Origin of the sequence: Cellvibrio sp. ARAG 10.3 (assembly GCF_051846955.1) — a bacterium.
Lineage (GTDB): Bacteria > Pseudomonadota > Gammaproteobacteria > Pseudomonadales > Cellvibrionaceae > Cellvibrio.
Genome location: NZ_JBPYCU010000002.1, coordinates 1 through 23,521, shown reverse-complemented (window position 1 = coordinate 23,521; position 23,521 = coordinate 1). Strand labels below are relative to the sequence as shown.

Genomic DNA, 23,521 nt, shown 5'->3' with positions numbered 1-23,521 from the left:
ATGAAAGAACGAATTCTGATTACCGGCGGCGCCGGTTTTGTGGGGTCACACCTTGCGGACCAATTACTGAAAGAAGGATACGCCGTAAGGGTTCTGGATAACCTGACACAACAGGTACACGGCGACCAGGAATGGCCGGACTATCTGAATCAATATGTCGAGCGTGTTGAAGGCGATGTGCGCGACGCGGCAAAGGTGGAAGAAGCCTTGCAGGACGTGAGTGCCGTGTATCACTTCGCGGCTGCTGTAGGCGTTGGCCAAAGCATGTATCAAATCAACCATTACACGGATGTCAACAATCGCGGCACGGCGGTATTACTCGAAGCACTAAGCAAGCGACCGGTAAAAAAACTGGTGGTTGCATCAAGCATGAGTCTATACGGCGAAGGTTTATATCGCGATGCCAGCGGCAATATTTATTCGCCGCCGGAACGTTCGGTAAAAGCATTTGCTGAAGGGCAATGGGATGTATTTTACGGCGGCGAAGCACTGCAACCTGTCGCCACACCGGAAACCAAACTGCCCTCGCCGTCTTCTGTGTATGCCTTGTCAAAATACGACCAGGAGCGGTTATGCCTGATTGTCGGTTCCGCCTACAACATCCCCGTCACAGCTCTGCGTTTCTTCAATATTTATGGGCCGCGCCAGGCGCTCTCCAATCCTTACACCGGCGTGCTGGCGATCTTTTCGTCGCGTTTTCTCAACAACAAGCCGCCGATTATTTTTGAAGACGGCAAACAGCGCCGCGACTTTGTGAGTGTGCATGACATTACCCGGGCATGCGTGCTGGCGCTGGAAAACAGTAACGCGGATGGGGAAGTCTTTAATATCGGCAGTGGCGAAAACTACAGTATCGCCGATATCGCCACCAAGGTTGGCCAGGTGTTGGATAAGGCACACATCGCACCGGAAATTACCGGTGAATATCGGGTTGGCGATATTCGTCACTGTTTTTCCAATATCGATAAAGCGCGCAATCTGCTCGGCTATCAACCGCGTGTTTCACTGGAAGATGGCTTGGAAGAACTGTCGCAGTGGCTCCAGGGTAAAGCATCCTTTGATCGCGTTGACACCATGCGCAACGAATTATTCAGCAGAGGATTGAGCTTATGAGCATCAATTACCGAAAAACTGCCCAGCAGCGATTAGGTGTGATCGAATGGCTTCGTCCCGGTGAATATCAACGTGCAGAAGATATGCTGCAAGACCTGCAAACGCTGGATATTCCGCGGTTGCGGACCGGATTATCCTGGGCGGACTGGCACACGCCGGAAGGCCAGAAATGGTTTGACTGGTTTGTGCCCAAGGTGGCTAAAACAGCCGAGTTATTACCTTGCTTTACCTACACACCACCCTCCCTGGGAATTGAACCAAAAACCTCTTCGCCGCCGCGCAATCCGAAAGCCTACGCTGATTTTCTGGATGTCATGATCAGCCGGTACGGACGTTATTTTGAGTGGGTGGAATTATGGAATGAACCCAATAATCTGAACGATTGGGATTGGCACCTGGACCCGGACTGGAACATCTTCACCGACATGATTGGTATGGCCGCGCATTGGGCGAAACAGCGCGGCAAAAAAACCGTATTAGCCGGCATGTGTCCGACCGATCCCAATTGGCTGGACATGATGTGCTCACGTGGCGTCATCGGTCTGATGGATGCGATAGGCATGCACGGTTTTCCCGGCACCTGGGAATTTGATTCCCATGACTGGGGCAACAAAGTCAGCCAGCTTCGCACGCTCCTGGACAAGCATCACCTAGCGCCGGAAATCTGGTTAACCGAAGTGGGCTACTCCACCTGGCGCCACGATGAAATTATTCAGGTGAAAAAATTTATGGAGGTGTTGGATGCACCGGTGGAACGTGTGTACTGGTATTCCGGCTACGACCTCCACCCGCACGAATGCCATCAGGATGGCTTCCATGAAGACGAGCGCCATTATCATTTTGGTTTAAAGGCTGCCGATGGTACGCCCAAATTACTTTACCGCGTATGGGCCGAATCCGGCTTGCAAGGTTTGCGGCATTTAGCCGAAACCGTATTTCATAGTGGTGCAGGATTATCCCGGGAGCCCTCCACCGTCCTCGGTGAAAAAGGTCTCACCATCGTACCACCCAGTTCGCGCAAAAAGCCCAATCTGATTACCGGCGGTGCCGGTTTTATCGGCACCAATCTGGCCGCGCGTTTATTGGAGCAAGGTGAGTCTGTGCTGATCTTTGACAACCTCGGTCGCGCGGGTGTCGAGCGCAACCTGGAGTGGTTGTGTGATACCTACGGCAGCGATGTGCAACTGGAAATTGCGGACATTCGCGATGCTCATCTGGTACGGGATGCGGTCCACCAGTCAGCGCGGATATTTCACTTTGCCGCCCAGGTTGCGGTGACCACCAGCATTGATGCACCACAAAAAGATTTCGATATCAATGTGCGCGGCACATTAAATATTCTGGAATCCATGCGGCAAATGGACACCCCGCCCTCACTGCTATTTACATCGACCAACAAAGTTTACGGCGCGCTGGACAATGTTGAATTGACACGTACCCACGATCGTTATCATCCCACCGATCCCGATTTTTCCCAAGGTATTAGCGAACAACAACCGCTCGATTTCCACAGTCCCTACGGCTGCTCCAAGGGCGCAGCGGACCAGTATGTGCTGGATTACGCGCGCACCTATGGCATTCCTGCCGCAGTATTCCGTATGAGTTGCATCTACGGACCACATCAATTTGGTACAGAGGATCAGGGCTGGGTCGCGCACTTTTTAATTCAGGCAATGAAAGATTTACCCCTGACACTTTATGGTGATGGCCGCCAGGTGCGCGATATTTTGTTTGTGGACGACCTGGTTAACGCAATGCTGTTGGCACAGGACAACATGACGCGTGTGTCGGGTAAAGCTTTCAACATTGGCGGCGGTGTCGAGAACAGCACCAGCTTGCTGGAAATTCTCGCACGTATTGAAGCACTGACCGGACGCTCCTGCCCTTATGCATTTTCCAGTTGGCGTTTGGGCGACCAAAAATATTATGTCACGGATACGCGTTTGTTCCGCGAACTAACCGGCTGGAAACCCAAAGTGGATATCAATACTGGCCTTGAGCAACTTTATCAATGGATCTCCGCTTACCTCCTTAACCACCACACAGAATTTAATCATTCCGCTGCATCTTCAAAGGGTTTTACACCCTCCAATGATTTTACAAAAGGAGCGATGAGTCATGCCTATATCCGGTAATCTCGCTGTTACAGATGACTACCAGACTGTGCCTGCCCGTCACACCGTTGCCGTGCTATCGGCGGCAAAACAATTTGTGGTCCAACAACAACCGACGCCGCAGTGCGGCCCGAACGAGATAATGATTCGCCTGGAAGGCTGCGGCGTGTGCGCGTCCAATCTTCCCGTATGGGAAGGCCGCCCCTGGTTTGAATATCCCCTGCCCGCCGGCGCACCAGGACATGAAGGCTGGGGCCGCGTGATTGCGGTGGGTGATCAGGTGGAAACGTTTTCTGTCGATCAACGTGTTGCCTGTCTTGGTGATCGTGCCTTTGCTGAAACCATGTGTGTGCCTGCCGAAGATGCCGTGTGCTTACCCGAAGAACTCGACGATATCCCCTTTCCCGGCGAAGCCATCGGCTGTGCAATGAATATTTTTAAGCGCGCCGATGTACGGCCCGACCAAACCGTCGCCATCATCGGCGCCGGATTTTTAGGCTTATTGCTCGTGCAATTAAGTATCGCTGCCGGCGCACGGGTTATCGCGATTTCACGCCGAGCGGAAGTCCGCCAACTGGCTGAGCAACTGGGTGCAGAAATCAGTTTTGACACCGAAGACTGGTGGGGCAATGCGCAAAAGGTGATTGAGTATACCCAGGGTCGCGGCTGCGATCGGGTTATGGAAGTCACTGGTATGCAATTCGCTCTGGACATGGCCACCGAGATGATCGGCGAATATGGCAAGCTGGTTATCGGCGGTTATCACCAGGATGGCTTACGCCAGGTCAACATGCAGAAATGGAATTGGCGTGCTATCGATGTCATCAATGCCCATGAGCGTGATCGTCATCGGTATATCCAGGGAATTCGTGAAGGCATCAGTGCCACCATCAGCGGACGTATCAGCCCGCAAACATTATTAACCCATCGTTTCAGTCTCGAACAATTAAACGACGCTTATCAAATGATGTGCGATCGTCCTGACGGTTTTATTAAAGGTTGGATTGAACTATGAACACTGCCACAGCACATATCTTCGATACCTACGTTGTACCTGCCACACCACGGTTAGGATTTATCGGCACAGGCTGGATCGGTCGGATGCGAATGGAAGCTCTACTCAACGAACACATCGCGGACTGTTGTACCGTGTATGACCCGTCACTGGACGCTGCCACCGAAGCCGCCGCATTGCAACGCGGTATCCGGATAAGCAAAAGCCTTACGGACATTCTTTCACAGGATCTGGACGGCGTTGTAATTGCAACGCCCAGCGCATTCCATGCCGATCATTGCATTGCTGCCTTGCGTACTGGCAAAGCAGTCTTCTGCCAAAAACCCCTGGCGCGCACCTGTGAAGAAACCCAACGTGTGGTGGAAGCAGCGCGCGCCGCCAATAAACTACTGGGTGTTGATTTTTCTTATCGTCACCTGGCGGGTGTAGATACATTGAAGCAAAAAATATTTACCGGCGAACTCGGTGAAATTTATGCGGCGGACCTGGTGTTTCATAACGCTTACGGCCCCGACAAGTCGTGGTTTTACGACGTCAGTTCTGCCGGTGGCGGTTGTGTGATGGACCTGGGTATTCACCTGGTAGATCTCGCGATGTACCTCTTGGGTAATCGCCCCGTCAAGCAGGTATCGAGCAATTTATTTCACAAAGGCAAATCCCTGTTACCGCCGTACAGCGTGGTAGAAGATTACGCAACCGCTGAATTTATGCATGGCCGCACGCGCACGCGCTTGACCTGCTCATGGAATTTGCACGCCGGGCGCGATGCTGTGATTGAAGCGAGTTTTTACGGTACCCATGGTGGCGCATCGATTACTAACGTCAATGGTTCTTTCTACGATTTTGAGGTACATCAGTTCACCGGCACCACGCGCGAAAAACTCGCTGGTTATCCCGACGCCTGGGGCGGTCGCGCGCTGATTGATTGGGTAAAAAATCTCAGCCACAGCAGTGCGTTTGATCCGGATGTCGAGCAAGCCATCCAGGTAGCGGACGTCATTGACCGGATTTACTGCCGATGAAAATATTGATGACCACAGACACACTCGGCGGCGTCTGGAGCTATTGCATGTCGCTATGCGCGGCCTTGAAACCTCACGGCGTTCACGTGGTGCTGGCCACTATGGGCCGGGCTTTATCTTTGGAACAACGCAAGCAAGTGGATCAACTGGACAACGTGGACGTGCATGAAAGCACCTGGCGTTTATGCTGGATGGAAGAGCCCTGGCATGACGTCGCCCGCGCCGGTGACTGGTTGTTATCCCTCGCACGTCGCTACCGGCCGGATATCATTCAGTTAAATGACCTCGGCCACGGCGATTTGGCCTGGCCGGCTCCGGTGGTGATGGTCGGCCATTCCTGCGTGTTGTCCTGGTGGGATGCGGTAAAAAAACAATCTGCACCCCGGGCGTGGCACGAGTACCGGGAGCGCGTGAGTGCGAGCCTTAAAAACGCCGATTTAATTGTTGCGCCCACACACGCCATGTCCAAAGCACTCGCGCATCATTACGGACCATTTAACCGGCTTTATCCCGCGCCCAGTGTTATCTACAACGGCAGCAACTTTCCCGCGCTGGCGGACTCGCCAACGGATAAATTCAATCAGGCCGAACCCTTGATCTTCGCAGCAGGCCGCCTATGGGATGAAGCAAAAAATATTGCCGCACTATCAAGCATAGCGGCAGATGTGCCGTGGCCTGTGTATGTCGCCGGCGAGGTTGATCAACCCAATGGCAAAGGCAAGGCGCCCGACAATCTTCATTGCCTGGGATTTTTGCATAACACAGAGATGGCGCGCTGGCTCGCGCGCGCGTCGATTTATATTGCGCCCGCGCGCTACGAACCTTTCGGTTTAGCGATTCTGGAAGCTGCCCGCGCCGGCTGTGCATTGGTGCTTGGCGACATCGAGAGTTTGCGTGAAGTGTGGGGCGAAGCCGCCGAGTATGTCGACCCTGACAATCCTGCCGAATTACGTCGGGTGGTTAATCAGTTGATCGATGATCCGCAGCGCCGCCAGCAATTGAGCGCGCTGGCCTGGGACACGGCGCAATCCTATTTTGCCGAACAAATGGCCAACGATTATATAAAAGCCTACGAGGCCTTAGTAAATCCCGCTGTCTTCACCCGCCCCCGTTCCGTTGCATCTTTATCAGGAATGCCTATATGAAATTCAGTTTGTTTTACCATTCATTAGTGTCCGACTGGAATCACGGCAACGCCCATTTTCTGCGCGGTATCGTCAGCGAACTACTTGACCGTGGTCACCAGGTCCAGGTGTATGAACCGGCCAATGGCTGGAGTAAACAGCAGTTAATTGATACGCACGGTCTGGAACCCATCAAGGCGTTTCACCAGGCGTATCCGCAACTGCAAATGCGCGGTCAATTTTATGACCAACACACACTGGATCTTGAACAGATCGCTGAAGATTCCGATGTCATCATTGTGCATGAATGGAATGAACCCTGGTTGGTCAACGGCTTGGGTGAATTGCGTAACCGGATTCAATACGGCAGCAATCGCGGCCAGCCCTTCACCCTGCTGTTTCATGATACGCACCACCGCGCCGTGAGTGATCCGGAATGGATCAAACGCTTTAACCTGGAATGTTACGACGGCATCCTTGCCTTCGGCGACATCCTCACCAACGTCTACCGCGCCCACGGCTGGAGTGACACGGTCTGGACCTGGCACGAAGCAGCAGACATTCGGGTATTTTATCCGCGCGAGCCTTCAGCGGATTTTCCCCGTGGCGATCTTGTGTGGATCGGCAACTGGGGCGACGATGAACGGACCCGTGAGTTGGAAACGTTTCTGTTTGAACCGATTCGCAACCTGGAATTAAACGCCCATATTTACGGCGTGCGTTATCCGCAACTGGTGCTCGATCAACTGGAAGCAGACGGCATCCACCACTGCGGCTGGTTACCTAATTTCCGTGCGCCGCAGGTCTTTGCCAATCACGCTGTCACCGTGCATGTGCCACGCCGTTATTACGCGGAAACCTTGCCCGGTATTCCCACCATCAGACCCTTTGAAGCCATGGCCTGCGGTATTCCCTTGATCTCCGCGCCCTGGCAGGACAGCGAAAATCTGTTTACGCCGGGCGAGGATTTTCTGGTTGCGCGCAATACCGAACAGATGGAAAAACATTTACGCACCATCCTCAATGACCGGGATTTTGCCCGGCATCTGGCCAATCAGGCTCGCAGCACCATTTTATCGCGCCACACCTGCGGTCATCGCGTTGACCAGCTGTTAAATCTGATCGGCGATGCAGGAATAGGCATGCGCGTGACCTACCCCCAAAGTAACACGCAGGTACAACACATCGGGAGATAAGTCATGTATCAACAGCGTTTAAAGATTGCGTTTTTTGGTTCCAGCCTGGTGTCATCCTATTGGAACGGCGCAGCAACCTATTATCGCGGCATCATCAAAGCCTTGGCCGAACGCGGTCACGAGATTACATTTTACGAACCCGATGCGTTCGAACGCCAACAGCATCGCGATATCGACGATCCGGAATGGGCTGAAGTCGTGGTTTACCAGGCGGATGAGACCAGCGCAAAAGAAGCACTGGAATCTGCGCAGAATGTGGACGTGATCGTTAAAGCCAGCGGTGTGGGCGTATTGGATGAGTGGCTTGAACGGGAAGTTATTGCGCACTACAAAGATACACCTAACATGATAAAAATTTTCTGGGACGTGGACGCACCCGCGACCCTGGAACGTATTCATAACAACCCGCAAGATCCTTTCCGAGAGCAGATTCCCCACTACGATTTTATTCTCACCTATGGTGGTGGCCAGCCAGTCATTGATGCATATCAAGAATTGGGTGCGCAACATTGCCAACCGATTTACAACGCGCTGGACCCGGATATTCATCACCCGGTGCCCGCGGATGAAGCTTTTTCAGCGACGCTGAGTTTTCTCGGTAACCGTTTGCCAGATCGGGAAGCGCGCGTACAGGAATTTTTCTTCAATGCGGTATCAGCCCTGCCTGATAAAAAATTTATTCTGGGCGGCAGCGGTTGGGAAAGTTATTCACCACAGTTCCCGAATTTACATTACCTGGGGCATGTTTATACCCGCGACCACAATCAATTTAATTGCAGTGCGCTGGCCGTGCTCAATATCAATCGTGACAGCATGGCGCGCAATGGTTTTTCTCCGCCAACGCGCGTGTTCGAAGCCGCCGGTGCCGGTGCGTGTTTGATCATGGATTATTGGGAAGGCGTTGAACAATTCCTCGAGCCCGACAAAGAAGTCCTGGTAGCGCGCAGTGGCGATGATGTGATTAAACACCTGCGTCACCTCACGCCGGAAAAAGCCAAACGAATCGGTGCCGCAGCCCGCGAGCGTATGCTGGCTGAACACACCTACCGGCATCGGGCCAGCGAATTTGAAGCCTTGATGAACGCCGACTATCCATCCGCTGCCATTGCATAGGACACCTTCAGGACACCTCATATGAAAGCACTCAATATTGTTATCTTCGGTTTATCGATTACATCCTCCTGGGGCAATGGCCACGCAACCACCTACCGCAGCCTGATAAAGGCGCTCGCCCAGCGCGGCCACAAGGTTACTTTTTTTGAAAAAGATGTACCCTGGTACCGGCAGCATCGCGATTTACCCAATCCGTCTTTCTGCGAAACTATTTTGTACCACTCCATCGTAGAGATTGAAGATTATCGTCTCACGCTGGCCAAAGCGGATCTGATAATCCTGGGCTCCTATGTGGCGGACGCCGAGGTGCTGGCCAATCGCGTTCGCGCGTTATCATCCGGTTGCTTCGCGTTCTACGATATCGACACGCCGGTTACCCTCGCTAAATTACAACGGGGCGATTATGAATACCTGACGCCGGCAATGATTCCCTTGTTTGATATGTATTTGTCGTTCAGCGGCGGGCCGGTCCTGAAAATTCTGGAAGAGCAATGGGGCGCACAACGTGCACGGGCGCTTCATTGTTCGGTTGATCCGGATTTGTATTACCCCACGACGGACGAGCACCCCAGTTACGATTACACCCTCGGTTACCTCGGTACCTACAGTGAAGATCGCCAGCCAACGCTGAACAAATTTTTATTAGAGCCCGCGATCACCGAACGCGAGATGGCATTTTGTGTTGCGGGGGCCCAATACCCGTTAACAATTTACTGGCCTGATAATGTGACCTATATCGAACACATTCCACCGCATCAGCATCGCCAGTTTTATCAAAGCCAAAAATTCACCCTGAACATCACCCGCAAGGACATGATAGAAGCCGGCCACTCACCCAGCGTGAGATTATTTGAAGCTGCCGCTTGCGGTACGCCAATTATTACGGATGAATGGTCAGGCCTGGAAAATTACTTTACACCGGGCAAGGAAATTTTGGTCGCACGGACGTGCCGGGATGTGCTGGATTACCTGCAAATGTCTGCTGTTGAACGCACGGCTGTTGCACGGCGCGCGCAACAAAAAGTATTGCGCTTTCACACCGCCGCCCACCGCGCCGCAGAACTTGAACATTACTGGGAAGAAACCTTTACACCAATGCTGGCGCAAGCACTTTAACCTTCCCGTTGCTAATCCGGAGGAGAAATCCTATGCCCGAAGCTGCCATTGTCGCTCAAGTCGAAGCGTTGCAACCCTGGTTTCATAATTTGCATCTACCCGATGGTACGCAAACGGCGCCGAATCATTTCCTGGGCGATTTCCCACGTTATAAGTGGCAGGAAATTGCAACGTCGTTGCCCGATGATCTGCAAGGAGTCAGCGCACTGGATATCGGTTGCAACGCTGGCTATTACAGCTTTGAATTAGCCAAACGCGGTGCCCGGGTCACCGCCATCGACATCGATGAGCATTATTTACAGCAGGCATCCTGGGCAGCGGATACGCTGGGTTACCGTGAGCAAATTACGTTTCGCCAGAGCACGGTTTATGATCTGATCCACGATAACCAACAATATGATCTGGTGTGGTTTATGGGCGTGCTGTATCACCTGCGCCACCCGTTATTAGCACTGGACATTATTCGTCAGCGTTGCAAAGGCAAGATGGTTTTTCAAACCATGACCATGCCCGGCGAAGAGGTTTTTCCCGCGGAACAAAATTACACCCTGCCCCAGCGGGAAGTCATGACCCACCCCGGCTGGCCAAAGATGGCATTTATCGAACACCGTATCGAAAATGACCCAACCAATTGGTGGGCACCCAATCACGCCGCCATTGAAGCCATGTTACGCGCCGCCGGGTTTGGCAATATCAAGAAGCTGGGGCACGAGATATATCTCTGCGAAGCCATAGGCGAACCCTCCTCTTTCGCCCAAGCCGAACTCACCGCCTTCACCCAAACCCGTAGGTCGGATTAGCGCAGCGTAATCCGACAATGAAGGCGAGACATCCTGAAGACAATGGACCGGTTTTTGCTGTAATCAGAATAACAAAAAACTTGGGATTAAATCGTTGCAACCCATGCCAAATACTGTAAGAGCGAAAATAACATTGCAAGGTTTACAACGTTCAATATGCAATGCCCTATCTTATGGAGTCACCTATGAATAGCGTCTTTATTGATCCCCGCACTAAATACCCCACTCCCAATTTTCCGGTCGAGCCACAGTCCATTCCTGGCACTGAACGGGAGATGGACCCACCGGCAGACCACGGTGAACAAAGCTACCATGGCAATAAAAAACTGAACGGTGCTGTCGCCATTATTACAGGTGGCGACAGTGGCATAGGTCGTGCCATTGCGGTGGCCTATGCACGCGAAGGCGCTCATGTAGTATTTACTTATCTGGAAGAAGAAAGAGACGCACGGGAAACTGAACAATTGGTGCGGGAATGCGGCGTAGAGGTGATGTCGATCAAGATGAACCAAGCGGATCGCGCCGCCTGCGAACGCGTGATAGACGACTGCCTTGAACGCTTCGGTCGTCTGGATATCTTAATCAACAATGCAGCATTCCAAAAAACCTACTCTTCCATCGAAGATATTCCCGACGACGACATTGATTACACCTTTCGCACCAATATCGAATCCTTCTTTTTCTTTTCGCGCTATGCACTGAAATTTATGTCTCCCGGTGGATCGATCATCAACACCACCTCCATCCAGGCATTTTCTCCCAGTGCGCAACTCGCGCCTTATGCAGCAACTAAAGCAGCGATTGCCAACTTTACGCTGTCGTTGGCGGAGGAAGCGATCAAGAAAGGTATCCGCGTAAACGCCGTCGCACCGGGGCCAGTGTGGACACCCTTGATTCCCTCCACCATGCCAGAAGAAAAAGTCAAAACTTTCGGTTCCAATACGCTGTTTGAGCGCCCGGCCCAGCCGGCGGAATTGGCTCCGATCTATGTATTTCTTGCGTCGGAAGACGCAAGTTATATCACCGGAGAAATTTACGGCGTAACCGGTGGCCGGCGTCAGCTTTAATGATCAACATGATAATAAATCAGGAGAATGTAAATGGCTGCTCATTATCAAAATTATCTTGATGATACTGACAACTATAAATCACAGCGTATGCAACGCATGTACCGCAAAAAGTTTTCCACCAACGCGGACCCTGCATCACCCCGACATCATCACAAATACTCACGCTATGAAAAGTGGTCGCGCTACGACCTGGATCAAAAGGCCATGGAGTTCGGCATTGAAAATGCGGGGAAGATGAGCAAACAGGATTTGATTGACGCCTTGTCAGAATATTGATGTCGGCCAAGCGGTAGATCTGGTTCAAACCACGATCTACCGCGTTTATAATTGTGTTTGTACGGCAGAAATTTATACGGTGCTTACTAACGCGCGGTAGCGAAAATCTTGCAACTGCACCTTACCCTTTCCAGCACAGTAGATCCCTGCCCTCAAACTCAAAAACCCGCCGAAGACATTGTGATTCAAACCAGAGACTTCCATCCGCGTTGGATGACGTGTCCAGGTGCGGCCCGCATCTTGCGAATATTCATAGGTTATCACCTGGTGGTCATTGGTAATGCGCATTCGCAGGCTGCGTGTTTTTAGCGGGATACGTGCCCAGGCTTGTTCTTCAGCGTATTGAAAACTTTTTAGGGCTTCTGGCGTAAAACCCATGCCGACAAACGCTTTGTGATTATAAAACAATAACAGACCGGCTTCGGCATCGCCGATTAGCGTCAACCCTATTTCCACCTGATAAGCGCGATCCACCACGCCACAGGTCAATGGCGCGCTGTCCACTGGCGAAGTTCCTTTTGCACTCAATTCAAGGCGGTTCTCCCCATATGCTACCCGCGCCATTTCATCCGTACCGGGGTTGTGGAAATTCCACTGTAAGCCGAATTTATTGTTTGAAAAATCATCGGACAAAGCTGCGCTATGCGGGCCGGCTTTGCCTTGGCGCGATTTGCGCATCGGCTTTGATAAATCGCCGCCCGTCGCGCGAAACCAACCATCTTCTGTCCACTCAATCGGCTCCAGTAAGGCCTGCCGCCCCAAGGTGCGAAAACCGTTTTCATAACCGTGATATACCATCCACCAATCACCCGCTGGACCTTCAATCAATGTGGCATGACCTTTTGACCACCAGGGTTCATCATCGGATAAAGTGCGCACCAGGGGATTGTGTGGACAATGTTCCCAGGGACCATGGATTGAGCGTGAACGCGCCGCAATAACCATATGGCCTGTTACCGGGCCGGCAGTACCGCCAACGGCAGTGACCAGGTAAAACCACTCACCCCGGCGCAATAACTTTGGGCCTTCCGGGGCAAAATTTTCTACAATCCAGTGGTCAGGGTAACGCCAGGGATCATAGGCGTGTTCGAGTTCACCATCGGTGGCCAGTCCGTCGTCGGTCAGGCGAATTTTGCGGATGCCGTTTACAAATAAATAACGCTTGCCGTCTTCACCTACCATGTGACCGGGATCAATGCAGCCGTCAATCTTGAGGTCAATCGGATCACTCCAGGGCCCGTTGATATCATCCGCCCATATCGCATAAATGGACCAGGGTTTACCGTCTGTGAGCGCGGGAATATATATGTAATAACGGTCGTTGTGTTTACACAGATCCAGCGCCCACACGGTGCCGATATTGCGTTGCAAAGCCGCGCCGATGGGTGCCCAATTCACCAGATCGGTTGAATGCCATAGCACAATGCCCGGATAGGAATTAAATGACGAAAATGTCATGTAATAGTCCGGGCCATCTTTCAGGATGGTGGGATCAGGATGATCACCCGCAATAATAGGATTGAGGAAAGTCCCATCACCCAGATCGGCTTTGCGTTGCCCTTCTATGCCGGTGTTCCATTGCATCGTTGCAAGATTGCATTTAACTGCGGGTTTTGTTGGGGTTTTGGCCAGAAGCGTTAAAGGGGATACCGCAGCGCCCGCCAAACAGGCTTTAAATAAATTTCGACGTGTTACATCCGACATAAGTAAAAAATCCAGACACGCTAATGAATCAAGAAAGATTTATCGCAGTAGTTTTCGACAGCGTTCCCTGGGACTCCGCCACCAGGATTTTCCGCCGGCCTTTCAAGCTGTAGATCTCGGAGTAATACATCGCATGCCAGGCGTGCGCCGTACCAATGCGGGCTCTGACAAACAGTTCTGGCGATGAAGGTTCGGCGTGCATGGTCATCTCACATTCGGACAAGACACACTGGCCGATACTGGCATAACCGACCGACCGTGCCGCGCAGTCAAACACGCAACCAAACATGCCCTGGAGCTCTTTGTTAACCAGCGCATCCTGGGGTGTTAGGCCGAAGGTCACTTTCTTCGCCGTACACTCCAGCAGGTCCACCTGGAAAAAGGATTTGAGCATATGGTTATTCACCATGTCCTGGACGGTTTGCATAGATTCTCCATCGATCAGTATGTCTATTATTGTGTTCCCGTAGCGGGGCTTCTCTTAGTGGGGCTTCTCATAAGCAGAGCTTCGCACAGTAAAGCTCCGCAAGAAGTGTGCGTGGAAAAGAGGATGGGTCGATATCTATTGCGGGAAAAAATGTATCAATTTGCAAATAATTGAAGTTTTTTTCATTAAAGTTAAAGTCACCGGCTCAGGCATCCGGGGTCGCCGTCTTTTCGCACAGCACTTTGAACGCTTTGGGTGGGCAACCGTATTCTTCCTTGAATAATTTATTGAAGTAAGACACGTTCTTGTAACCAACGGAATAGGCAATTTCAGCGACGTTGGCATCCTCCCCTTCCTTGAGCAAGCGGGCAGCTTCCGTCAGGCGCAGTTTGTTGAGATAGCCGGTAAAGGTAAAACCCAATTCAGATTTCAGGATGTCATTGATCTTGGTGCGACTGACGCCGATGGATGAGGTCATGGTGTCCAGGCTTACATCCGGGTTCGCGTATTGCGTCGCCATAAAATGCAGGATTGCACTGCGATCTTTGTCTCTGTGGGTTTCCACCGAAAGCTGCTGATAGGCTACCAAAGGACGGTCCCGTTGAAATTTACTGCGTAAGTCGTCTACCAGGGCCGCTGTATGCTGCCTGAAAAACCAGAAAGCATAGCCGCCCCACACAATGATCAAAAAGCCACCCAGCACGTACAGGTACATCCAGTTATGGCCGACCAGGGCTATCTCACTCAAATGGACATTCGACTTCACGGCAAAGGGACTTTGCGGACTGCTGCCAAAACTGAGCTTGGACACTTTGTCGAGTTCGTAGGCTTTTCTGGACAGGTCAACATTAAACATGTCGAACCACCACTGCGCGGTCTCCAGTCGGGTCAGGTCCAGCTCGACATAGTGCCAATCCTCGTCGCAGGAAAAGAAGGTTGATGGAGCGCGATAGCTCAGGAAGTCATTCTTGTTGGATACTTTTTCATCAAAGGTCAACATGGAAAAACTGAGCGTGTTGGGGATGGAGCATTTCACATTGAAGGAAAGCGTATCGAACCGGGATAAATCCACCAGGTCCGGGTTGCTCGTATCCTCGCCGAAAACCAGGGTGAAGGCGGCATAAGGATAAGTAGCTGCGCGTGACATGGTGATATCAAAATTCAGACTGAAACGGTCGTCGATAATAGTCAGGGCCGACTGCCCACCTTGATGTGCATCGGTATTCTTCTCCGTGCGCCACGGGAGGTCGCTCTTGGTGACCGGGAGCAATGAGATCTTGAGGAAGGTGTTGTCCACACACAGATAGCCGACCAGGCAGCTCACCAGAATCAGACCGATAAAACCGATCAACGCTTTATTATAAAAATCCTGCATTTATGTATTGCCTGTAACCTGGCCACAATTCACAGGCGCCATAGTAAAGGAATTCAGGTGGGTTATCGATGCGGGGTGCGAGGGCGCAGCTGAAACCCTTGATGCACAAGGGTTTCACACTGGCGTAGACAGGAAAATACTAGTTGGCTTGGGCCACTTTCCTGGACAGCTTTGCGGCTACTTGCGCCGCATCGGCCACCGGGCGCAGTGCCGGCTTCGGCTGTTGACGCGCCTGCGGTGAACGCAGCAGCTTGTCCAGTGCCTGTGCTGCCTCAACACTCATGTGTTCCAGCTCGAGCCCCAAACCCGCGTCTGCCTTGCGAATTACGCGTGTCGTGTATTTATAGCGCTCGGGGTTGTGCGGCCCCTGCTGCAGCAAGACTTCAATATCCAGCGGTTGCAGGACATTAATATCGGCAAAATCAGTTTCTACAAAGAAGCCCAATTTACTGCCGTTTTTCAAACGCCCGATAGCGACCGGTACACCCAATTTGTAGATCAACACTTTCAAGTCTGTTGTTACGCGTTCGCTGCATCTGTGTTCCATAATGCCGTCCCGTTAGTTAATGAATGTATATAGTCGGTGGTGAGTCTGTTCGGCTGACAACCGACGCGAAGTCATCACATTACCTGGCCAAACGACCATATAAAGCCAGGAGCTTGTGTACCTTCACGGCAAGATTCTCCGGTACCTGCTCCCAACTGAAACGCCATGTCCAATTTTTATCTGTCGTCCCCGGCATGTTCATGCGATGCTCGCTGGATAACTCCAGTAAATCCTGCATAGGCACAATGGCCATTCGCGAGACCGAAGCAAAAGCCGCTTTGATTAACAGCCAGGGCATGGTGTCCTGTGCGTGAAAAAAATACTCATCAATTTGCTGACGCGCTGTCTGGTTCAGGGATTCATACCAACCCACGGTGGTGTCGTTATCGTGGGTACCGGTATAAATCACGTCGAGCAAACTGTGGCGATGCGGTAGATGTGGATTTTCAGCGTTGCCGTCAAATCCAAACTGCAATACCAACATCCCCGGCAATGAAAAATCCTGACGCAACTGTTCAACTTCATCGGTAATAACGCCAAGGTTTTCCGCTACCAACGGCAGGCTGTGATATTCCTTGAAACAAGCTGCCAATAACGCTTTCCCTGGTGCTTTAACCCAACGTCCCTGCCGTGCGTCCTTCACCTTACCTGGAATTTCCCAAAAGGCTTCGAAGCCACGGAAATGATCCACACGGATCAGATCGAATAAATTCAATTGCGAGCGCAGGCGTGCCAGCCACCACTGGAAACCGTCAGCTTCCATACGCTCCCAGTCGTAATGGGGATTACCCCAATGCTGGCCGAACTCGGAAAAATAATCCGGCGGCACACCGGCCACGGTTAATGGGTTACCTTCGTCATCCAGACGAAAATTATGTTGCTCGGCCCAGACATCGGCACTGTCGTGGGCAACAAAGATCGGCATGTCGCCAAAGAAATAAATATTCTTTTTACGCGCGTACTGGCGCAGATCATGCCACTGCTGGAAAAACACAAATTGTTCAAAACAATAAACGCGAATCTCTTCAGCAAAGTCTTCGCGCGCTTTCTCCAACGCAGCGGCGTCGCGCCGTATAAATTCCAGGGGCCACTCATTCCAAGGCTTGCGCTGAAAATGTTCGCGCAATGACAGAAATAACGCGAAGTCATCCAGCCAGGCTTTGTGGTCTTTGCAAAAGCTGTCGTACTGGTGTTGTAAATGCGTATTCTCTTGTGCCGCCGCAAAGAAGCCCTGCGCCGCGCGCTGGCGTCCCACCTGCCGTTCACGGCGCTCCTTGCTGTGGAGTGCGGGGTCGTTCGGCGACATCCAACCGCGTTCAACCAAAGCTTCCAGGCTGATCAACTCCGGATTACCCGCATGCGCCGACAGCGATTGATAAGGTGATAAATCGCCGTGGGTCGGCCCCGTCGGCAGCATCTGCCAGATAGAGAAACCGGCATCCGCTAAAAAATTAACAAAATGGTACGCCTCTTTTCCCAGATCGCCGGACGCAAATCCGCTAGTTGATGGTAACGACGTGGGATGTAACAACACACCGGCACAGCGATTGGCAAATAATGCAGAACCTGTAGATGCCTTTCCGTTTTCAGTCACTCTTTTACCCTTACGCCTCGGCGTGTCCTTGACGCATCACGCCGCCCGCTGCCGGTGAACCACTGCCTTTACTGATGGTTTGACAGAGATAGTCCGGGGCTGGCTGATCGATCAATGCGTATAAATTAATTAAATGGCGGCGATACAAATATTCAAAATCGCTGACGCTTTCGGCCGGGTTGTAATCCCCAAACCACCAAAACCAATCAGAGCCTTCGCACAGCGCGAGTTGTTTTTCTACCTGTGCAACCTGCTCTGGCGACAGGACATCTTTGGCTAGCACCTTGTCCACTTGTTGTTTGGCTTCACACAACATATCCCAGCCGCGATTTTTATCCCGATCACCGATCCAGGTCGAAAAGGTGCCATACACCCAACTGCCGGCAACCATATGCGCCAGAGCCACCGGTGCAGGTTTTTGTTCATCCAGCACGCGGCTGTAGGTGGATAATTCCAGCGCAGGATGCTTACTCAGGCGTGCGTACAAGGCATCGAGAAAATAGTAGGCATTTTCAGGAAAATATTCCCAGGCATTTTCACCATCCATAATGATGGAGATCACGGCATCGTTAGAAAATTCACTGCTCTGCGCAATATTTTCCATGTGCTTGATCAGATCATCCACCGCATGGTCCGCATGCCAGGTGGCGTACTTGAAACCGATCAAATCGGAGAGGCCGTCATCGCGAAAGAAACAGCAGGTGGACGCATTATTGAATTGATAAACACGATGCACCGCGCCGCCATTTTGCTCGTGTAACACCTTGGCGGCATGGTGATTGGTTTCATGCCCCAGGCTGTTGTGTAACACAGAGTCTCCGGTGGCGGCCCAATCAAAATTAAAATCGTCCAGCAGGTGAAAGGTTGCATCGCTCAACGAACCTTCAGATGCCCAGCAACCGCGCGGGCGGAAACCGAAAAAGCGTTCAAAGGTTTGCAAGCCGTGGGTCATATGCCAGCGGGCGCGTTCGTCACCGCCGGGATATTTGCTCGCATGGGGCAGCGCCACATCGGGCATGGCTTGCCGTGCACTTTTTAAATCCAGCAGCAAAGGCACAATCGGGTGCGCATAGGGGCTCATGGAAATTTCAATTTGCCCGCGCTGCGCCAACTGGCGATAACGCGGCCCCAGCGAACTCAATTGCTCGCCAATAATGCGCAATAATTCCCGCCGGTCATCCAGGGTGTAACTGCCCTCTTTCTCTTGCAGTCGCTTCACACGCGAGTCGGTGCGACGTACCGTCTCTCCCATCCAGCCCAGGTGGTACCACACCAGTAAATCCACCAGAAATTGTTCATTCACGTAACGCAGGTTGCCCGGCTTTTCTTCAAACATGGCGACCGCGTCGGCAAGCTCAGCGTAAGCGGGAAAACGGTTGATGATGCGCTCACGGTTGGAGCGCAAACATTTATGGGTCAGCTCCGCAAAACCGGGCGTGCCTGCCGCCGGTAATTTCTCGGCGACCAAGGCATTTAACAAGGCATCCTTGATCGGCTTGCCACGCATCAGGCACGCGTCGATCTGGTGAGCATAGTCTTCCAGTTGCTCCAGCAGAATCGGTGCGAAATTAAATACCGCGTGTGCCTCCGGATACCGTTCCAGATGCGCCACCATATCCACGTAATCCTTGATCGCGTGCAAATAGGTCCAGGGAAAATAATATTCGCCGGTCACAAGGTCACGGTAGTCAGGCTGGTGCATGTGCCAACAAAAGACAACTTTCATTTTGCGTTTGGCTGCATCACCTTTAACTGACATGCGGGAAATCCTCGTCCAGCATTTCCGGTGTTACCAGCACAACGCCTTTTGGTGAAACGTGGAAGCGCCTGCGGTCATCTTCTTCGTTATAACCAATGACCGTGCCATCTGGAATTTTGCAGTAGCGATCAATCAAGGCTTTGCGAATTTTACAGTTGCGCCCGACTTCAACATTCGGGAACAACACCGAGTCGGTAATCTCACAGTAGGAATGCACGCGCACGCGGGGAAACAATTGTGAATGGCGTACCGTCGAGCCGGACACAATACAGCCGCTGGCGATCATGGAGTCCACTGCAAAGCCGCGGCGGCCATCATCATCAAACACAAACTTGGCAGGCGGTACCTGCTCCTGGTACGTCCAGATCGGCCAGGCTTCGTCGTACAGATCCAGCTCGGGGCTGACGCTGGTTAATTCCAGGTTGGCTTCCCACAAGGCATCCACGGTGCCCACATCGCGCCAGTAGGCTTCACCGCCGCTGACCGGGTCGCGAAACGGAAACGCCATCACCCGGTGAGAGTGAATCAGCGAGGGAATAATGTCTTTACCGAAGTCGTGGGACGAGCCCGGCAAATCCTGATCGCGCAACAATTCGCGGAACAGCACCTTGGTGCTGAACACATAAATTCCCATCGATGCCAACGCATGATTCGGGCGACCGGGAATGGATTCCGGTTTGGGTGGCTTTTCCGTAAAGCGGGTAATCTTGAGATCGGCATCCACATCCATCACGCCGAACGCGGTCGCCATCTCCAGGGGCACTTCAATACAACCCACAGTTATATCAGCACCACGCTCAACATGAGCCGCGAGCATAGTACCGTAGTCCATCTTGTAAACATGATCGCCCGCGAGGATCAACACATATTCAGGATTGTGGCGGCGGATAATATCCAGGTTTTGCAACACCGCATCGGCGGTGCCTGCATACCAGGATGTTTCCAGGCGCTGTTGCGCCGGCAACAGCTCAACAAACTCACCCAGTTCACCACCAAGAAAACCCCAGCCGCGCTGGATGTGACGATCAAGAGAGTGGGATTTATATTGTGTTAATACACTGATGCGGCGAATGCCGGAGTTAACACAATTGGATAACGGGAAATCAATGATGCGGAACTTGCCGCCGAAATGTACGGCGGGCTTCGCACGCCAGTTGGTCAATTGATGCAATCGAGATCCACGCCCGCCGGCGAGAATAATTGCCAGGGTTTCGCGCGTGAGGCGACTAACAAAACGGCCAGATGTCTGGTGAATAGCCATTAAAACTCCCTTACTGTTGAATCGAAAATTTTTCTTTCAAAGATTCCAACTGACCAATAGAACCTGATAAGACCCAAAAAGATTCTGTTGCGGCACCACATCATTAAATTGTGTGGAGCAATATCGGTGCCAAGGCTGAAATTCATTCTAAACCCGGTAATAAACCACCCGCTTGATTTACATCAAGCGGCTTTTTAAACATGCGTTACGTTAGATCCCGAACGGTGGAATAACCAGTGTAGCCACAAGAATGGCACCGAACCTGCTACAGCCACCTTAAGATGAAAATATTGGCGCTCCAATCGGTGTAACAAAACTGATAGGCATCCTGTGTAACTTTTTCATCAACGCCTCATGAGTTTTTATCAACGTCTCATGAGCTCTTCTGCTTTTACAGGGGATGCTGTCGCATGATTTAATTTTCTTATCGCTAAACAAGCAGAAATGCGTTCAGCAAAAACTACATAATTCCGTTACAGTAACGCCTAATAAGTGAATTTTTTATGACAACAGGAATACCCTCAATGGTGAATTTGCAACAAGGACATCCTATTTCCGACGCAATTTCCGATGCGATGTTACGCATTATCAACGCCCGGCACCACGATCCTTTTGAAGTCCTTGGCAAACACGGGGCGATCCATCCCGCCCGTCATGAAACCGATGATCCTACCGCGCTCGACACCTGCGTGCGCTGCTTCCTGCCCGGCGCCCGCGCGGCAAGTTTGGTTGTTCAGGGTAAACCAGTCGCCATGAGCCGTGTTGAGGGTACTGATTTTTTTGAATGGTACGGTGCGGCAACCAACATAGATGCACATTACGAGGTGGAATGGCGCGACAGGTACGATCAACTGCATCGGGAGTACGATCCCTACAGCTTTGCACCACAAGTGAGCGATTTTGATTTACACCTGTTCGGCGAAGGTCAAAATTGGAGCATCTACAACAAGCTCGGTGCGCACCTGCACCAGGTTGATGGCGTCAGCGGGGTTTTGTTTGCAACCTGGGCACCCAACGCCGAGCGTGTCAGCGTGGTGGGTGATTTCAATGCATGGGACGGTCGCCAGCATCCCATGCGAGTGCGCGGCGGCAGCGGCATCTGGGAATTGTTTATTCCGGGGCTCAGCGGCGGCGACCTGTACAAGTTTGAAATACGCAATCGCGCCTCAGGCAAAGTCTTTTTGAAGACTGACCCCTACGGGCAGATGTTTGAACACCGCCCCAAAACCTCCTCCATCGTCACGCCGCCCTCACAACACCAATGGCAGGACAGTCAATGGCTGGAACAACGCGCGCAATGGAACTGGCAACACGCACCGCTCTCGGTCTACGAAGTTCACCTGGGTTCATGGCGCCGCGGTGCCAATGGCGAGTTCCTTAACTATCGCGACCTGGCCCATCAGTTAGTGGAATACGTCAAACCGCTGGGCTTTACTCATATCGAAGTACTGCCACTGACCGAACACCCGCTGGATGATTCCTGGGGCTACCAGACCACCGGCTACTACGCGCCCACCAGCCGATTCGGCACACCGGATGACTTCCGCTATTTTGTCGATCACCTGCATCGCCATGGCCTTGGCCTGATCCTCGATTGGGTGCCGGCACACTTTCCGAAAGATGGCCACGCCCTCGCCCAGTTTGATGGCACCGCACTTTATGAACACGCCGATCCCCGCATGGGCGAACACCCGGATTGGGGCACCTTGATTTACAACTTCAGCCGCAATGAAGTGCGCAATTTTTTATTGGCCAACGCGCTCTATTGGTTGAAAGAATTTCATATCGATGGCCTGCGCGTGGATGCAGTGGCGGCGATGTTGCACCTGGATTATTCACGCAAAGACGGCGAGTGGATTCCCAACAAATACGGCGGTAACGAAAACCTGGAAGCCATGAGCTTCTTAAGCGAGCTCAACGTGCTCTGCCATGGCCAGCACCCCGGCGCCATTGTGATTGCCGAGGAATCCACTGCCTGGCCGCAGGTCACTCGTCCTACCTGGGTGGGCGGCCTGGGCTTCTCTATGAAATGGAACATGGGCTGGATGCACGACACGCTGGAGTATATGTCCAAAGATCCGATCTTCCGCAAATACCACCACGACCAATTAACCTTCGGCATGATGTATGCCTTCACCGAAAACTTTTTGCTACCGTTTTCCCACGATGAAGTGGTACACGGCAAAGGCAGCATGATCAATAAAATGCCCGGTGATAATTGGCAGAAATTTGCAAACCTGCGCTTGCTCTACACCTACATGTACACCTACCCCGGTAGCAAATTATTATTTATGGGCAGCGAGTTCGGCCAGTGGAGCGAGTGGGCTCACTGGAAACAACTGGATTGGCATTTACAGGATGGGCACTTCCATCAGGGTTTGCTGAACCTGGTGAAGGATCTTAATCACCTTTACACCGCGTCGCCATCGCTTTATGAACGCAGTTTTCAACACGATGGTTTCGAGTGGATTGATTGCCATGATAGTGAGCAATCGGTTATCAGTTATATTCGCAAGGGTGGCGATGAGATGACGGTTGTGGTGCTCAATTTTACGCCGACGCCGCGGGAACATTATCGTATTGGTGTGCCGGTGGCGGGTGGATATCGCGAGTTGATGAATTCGGATTCTGAGTTTTATGCGGGGAGTAATATGGGGAATGGTAGCCCGATTTATTCGTCGCCGGTGCCGTGGATGGGGCAGCAGCAGTCGATTGAGATTAGGTTGCCGCCGTTGGGGGCGTTGGTGTTGAGAGTCGAGTCTTGAATTTGTGCTTCGAATCCGTTTGTCATTAGGCCTGTTGTTTCGAAAACGCATACATACATCCCTGTAGCTCCTTCAAGTCGTCCCTGACTTGAAGGTTTCGAAACAACAGGCCTAACGCCAAACTCGCATT

The 23,521-nt window shown here is 52.1% G+C and carries 19 protein-coding genes; 12 read left to right on the top strand and 7 right to left on the bottom strand.

The window, feature by feature from the left end; genetic code table 11:
- From ACSV5M_RS02890 to ACSV5M_RS02840, 11 genes are all read left to right on the top strand, one after another.
- Complete coding sequence (locus ACSV5M_RS02890; protein WP_439174054.1) at positions 1–1,113, top strand: NAD-dependent epimerase/dehydratase family protein; 1,113 nt, start codon at positions 1–3, stop codon at positions 1,111–1,113.
- Positions 1,110–3,248 carry a GDP-mannose 4,6-dehydratase gene (locus ACSV5M_RS02885; protein ID WP_439174053.1) on the top strand — a complete coding sequence of 713 codons (2,139 nt, stop codon included), beginning with the start codon at positions 1,110–1,112 and terminating at the stop codon, positions 3,246–3,248. The genes ACSV5M_RS02890 and ACSV5M_RS02885 overlap by 4 nt, the downstream gene beginning before the upstream one ends.
- The gene (locus tag ACSV5M_RS02880; RefSeq protein ID WP_439174051.1) at positions 3,232–4,242 is read left to right on the top strand and encodes an MDR/zinc-dependent alcohol dehydrogenase-like family protein; all 1,011 of its coding nucleotides are present in this window, start codon (positions 3,232–3,234) and stop codon (positions 4,240–4,242) included. The genes ACSV5M_RS02885 and ACSV5M_RS02880 overlap by 17 nt, the downstream gene beginning before the upstream one ends.
- Entirely contained in the window at positions 4,239–5,264 is a 1,026-nt protein-coding gene (locus ACSV5M_RS02875; RefSeq protein WP_439174049.1) for a Gfo/Idh/MocA family protein, read from the top strand. The genes ACSV5M_RS02880 and ACSV5M_RS02875 overlap by 4 nt, the downstream gene beginning before the upstream one ends.
- Positions 5,261–6,409, top strand: a complete 1,149-nt coding sequence (locus ACSV5M_RS02870) for a glycosyltransferase family 4 protein (protein ID WP_439174048.1) — start codon at positions 5,261–5,263, stop codon at positions 6,407–6,409. The genes ACSV5M_RS02875 and ACSV5M_RS02870 overlap by 4 nt, the downstream gene beginning before the upstream one ends.
- Positions 6,406–7,584 (top strand): CgeB family protein, encoded by a 1,179-nt coding sequence (locus ACSV5M_RS02865; protein WP_439174046.1) that lies wholly within the window; start codon positions 6,406–6,408, stop codon positions 7,582–7,584. The genes ACSV5M_RS02870 and ACSV5M_RS02865 overlap by 4 nt, the downstream gene beginning before the upstream one ends.
- Before the next feature lie 3 nt (positions 7,585–7,587).
- Complete coding sequence (locus tag ACSV5M_RS02860; RefSeq protein WP_439174044.1) at positions 7,588–8,697, top strand: CgeB family protein; 1,110 nt, start codon at positions 7,588–7,590, stop codon at positions 8,695–8,697.
- Positions 8,698–8,718: 21 nt separating this feature from the next.
- The gene (locus ACSV5M_RS02855) at positions 8,719–9,813 is read left to right on the top strand and encodes a CgeB family protein (RefSeq protein ID WP_439174042.1); all 1,095 of its coding nucleotides are present in this window, start codon (positions 8,719–8,721) and stop codon (positions 9,811–9,813) included.
- Between the two features lie 32 nt (positions 9,814–9,845).
- A complete protein-coding gene (locus tag ACSV5M_RS02850) occupies positions 9,846–10,613 on the top strand; it encodes a TIGR04290 family methyltransferase (protein ID WP_439174041.1) in 768 nt (255 codons plus the stop codon).
- Between the two features lie 185 nt (positions 10,614–10,798).
- Complete coding sequence (locus ACSV5M_RS02845) at positions 10,799–11,680, top strand: SDR family oxidoreductase (RefSeq protein ID WP_439174039.1); 882 nt, start codon at positions 10,799–10,801, stop codon at positions 11,678–11,680.
- 33 nt (positions 11,681–11,713) lie between these two features.
- Complete coding sequence (locus ACSV5M_RS02840) at positions 11,714–11,959, top strand: Rho termination factor N-terminal domain-containing protein (protein ID WP_439174038.1); 246 nt, start codon at positions 11,714–11,716, stop codon at positions 11,957–11,959.
- Between the two features lie 72 nt (positions 11,960–12,031).
- Here ACSV5M_RS02840 and ACSV5M_RS02835 read toward each other — a convergent pair whose 3' ends face one another.
- From ACSV5M_RS02835 to glgC, 7 genes are all read right to left on the bottom strand, one after another.
- On the bottom strand, positions 12,032–13,663 hold the full coding sequence (locus ACSV5M_RS02835) for a family 43 glycosylhydrolase (protein WP_439174037.1): 1,632 nt from the start codon (positions 13,661–13,663) through the stop codon (positions 12,032–12,034).
- Positions 13,664–13,691: 28 nt separating this feature from the next.
- Positions 13,692–14,090 (bottom strand): hypothetical protein, encoded by a 399-nt coding sequence (locus ACSV5M_RS02830; protein WP_439174036.1) that lies wholly within the window; start codon positions 14,088–14,090, stop codon positions 13,692–13,694.
- Between the two features lie 205 nt (positions 14,091–14,295).
- Positions 14,296–15,465, bottom strand: coding sequence for a helix-turn-helix domain-containing protein (locus ACSV5M_RS02825; protein WP_439174035.1), 1,170 nt, complete (start codon positions 15,463–15,465; stop codon positions 14,296–14,298).
- 139 nt (positions 15,466–15,604) lie between these two features.
- Positions 15,605–16,012: a hypothetical protein gene (locus ACSV5M_RS02820; protein ID WP_439174034.1), complete on the bottom strand. Its 408-nt coding sequence runs from the start codon at positions 16,010–16,012 to the stop codon at positions 15,605–15,607.
- 79 nt (positions 16,013–16,091) lie between these two features.
- Entirely contained in the window at positions 16,092–17,606 is a 1,515-nt protein-coding gene (gene malQ, locus ACSV5M_RS02815; protein WP_439174033.1) for a 4-alpha-glucanotransferase, read from the bottom strand.
- Positions 17,607–17,616: 10 nt separating this feature from the next.
- Positions 17,617–19,365 carry a glycoside hydrolase gene (locus ACSV5M_RS02810; protein ID WP_439174031.1) on the bottom strand — a complete coding sequence of 583 codons (1,749 nt, stop codon included), beginning with the start codon at positions 19,363–19,365 and terminating at the stop codon, positions 17,617–17,619.
- On the bottom strand, positions 19,355–20,626 hold the full coding sequence (gene glgC / locus ACSV5M_RS02805) for a glucose-1-phosphate adenylyltransferase (RefSeq protein ID WP_439174030.1): 1,272 nt from the start codon (positions 20,624–20,626) through the stop codon (positions 19,355–19,357). Before glgC ends, ACSV5M_RS02810 begins: the two co-directional genes overlap by 11 nt.
- Positions 20,627–21,150: 524 nt before the next feature.
- Between glgC and glgB the strand changes: the two genes are divergently transcribed.
- A complete protein-coding gene (glgB, locus tag ACSV5M_RS02800) occupies positions 21,151–23,391 on the top strand; it encodes a 1,4-alpha-glucan branching protein GlgB (protein WP_439174029.1) in 2,241 nt (746 codons plus the stop codon).
- Positions 23,392–23,521: the final 130 nt, after the last annotated feature.

Excerpts from the sequence above, each read along its gene's own strand:
- ACSV5M_RS02890 (WP_439174054.1), top strand. The coding sequence starts at position 1 with ATGAAAGAACGAATTCTGATTACCGGCGGCGCCGGTTTTGTGGGGTCA.
- ACSV5M_RS02885 (WP_439174053.1), top strand. The coding sequence starts at position 1,110 with ATGAGCATCAATTACCGAAAAACTGCCCAGCAGCGATTAGGTGTGATC.
- ACSV5M_RS02880 (WP_439174051.1), top strand. The coding sequence starts at position 3,232 with ATGCCTATATCCGGTAATCTCGCTGTTACAGATGACTACCAGACTGTG.
- ACSV5M_RS02875 (WP_439174049.1), top strand. The coding sequence starts at position 4,239 with ATGAACACTGCCACAGCACATATCTTCGATACCTACGTTGTACCTGCC.
- ACSV5M_RS02870 (WP_439174048.1), top strand. The coding sequence starts at position 5,261 with ATGAAAATATTGATGACCACAGACACACTCGGCGGCGTCTGGAGCTAT.
- ACSV5M_RS02865 (WP_439174046.1), top strand. The coding sequence starts at position 6,406 with ATGAAATTCAGTTTGTTTTACCATTCATTAGTGTCCGACTGGAATCAC.
- ACSV5M_RS02860 (WP_439174044.1), top strand. The coding sequence starts at position 7,588 with ATGTATCAACAGCGTTTAAAGATTGCGTTTTTTGGTTCCAGCCTGGTG.
- ACSV5M_RS02855 (WP_439174042.1), top strand. The coding sequence starts at position 8,719 with ATGAAAGCACTCAATATTGTTATCTTCGGTTTATCGATTACATCCTCC.
- ACSV5M_RS02850 (WP_439174041.1), top strand. The coding sequence starts at position 9,846 with ATGCCCGAAGCTGCCATTGTCGCTCAAGTCGAAGCGTTGCAACCCTGG.
- ACSV5M_RS02845 (WP_439174039.1), top strand. The coding sequence starts at position 10,799 with ATGAATAGCGTCTTTATTGATCCCCGCACTAAATACCCCACTCCCAAT.
- ACSV5M_RS02840 (WP_439174038.1), top strand. The coding sequence starts at position 11,714 with ATGGCTGCTCATTATCAAAATTATCTTGATGATACTGACAACTATAAA.
- ACSV5M_RS02835 (WP_439174037.1), bottom strand. The coding sequence starts at position 13,663 with ATGTCGGATGTAACACGTCGAAATTTATTTAAAGCCTGTTTGGCGGGC.
- ACSV5M_RS02830 (WP_439174036.1), bottom strand. The coding sequence starts at position 14,090 with ATGCAAACCGTCCAGGACATGGTGAATAACCATATGCTCAAATCCTTT.
- ACSV5M_RS02825 (WP_439174035.1), bottom strand. The coding sequence starts at position 15,465 with ATGCAGGATTTTTATAATAAAGCGTTGATCGGTTTTATCGGTCTGATT.
- ACSV5M_RS02820 (WP_439174034.1), bottom strand. The coding sequence starts at position 16,012 with ATGGAACACAGATGCAGCGAACGCGTAACAACAGACTTGAAAGTGTTG.
- ACSV5M_RS02810 (WP_439174031.1), bottom strand. The coding sequence starts at position 19,365 with ATGTCAGTTAAAGGTGATGCAGCCAAACGCAAAATGAAAGTTGTCTTT.
- glgC (WP_439174030.1), bottom strand. The coding sequence starts at position 20,626 with ATGGCTATTCACCAGACATCTGGCCGTTTTGTTAGTCGCCTCACGCGC.
- glgB (WP_439174029.1), top strand. The coding sequence starts at position 21,151 with ATGGTGAATTTGCAACAAGGACATCCTATTTCCGACGCAATTTCCGAT.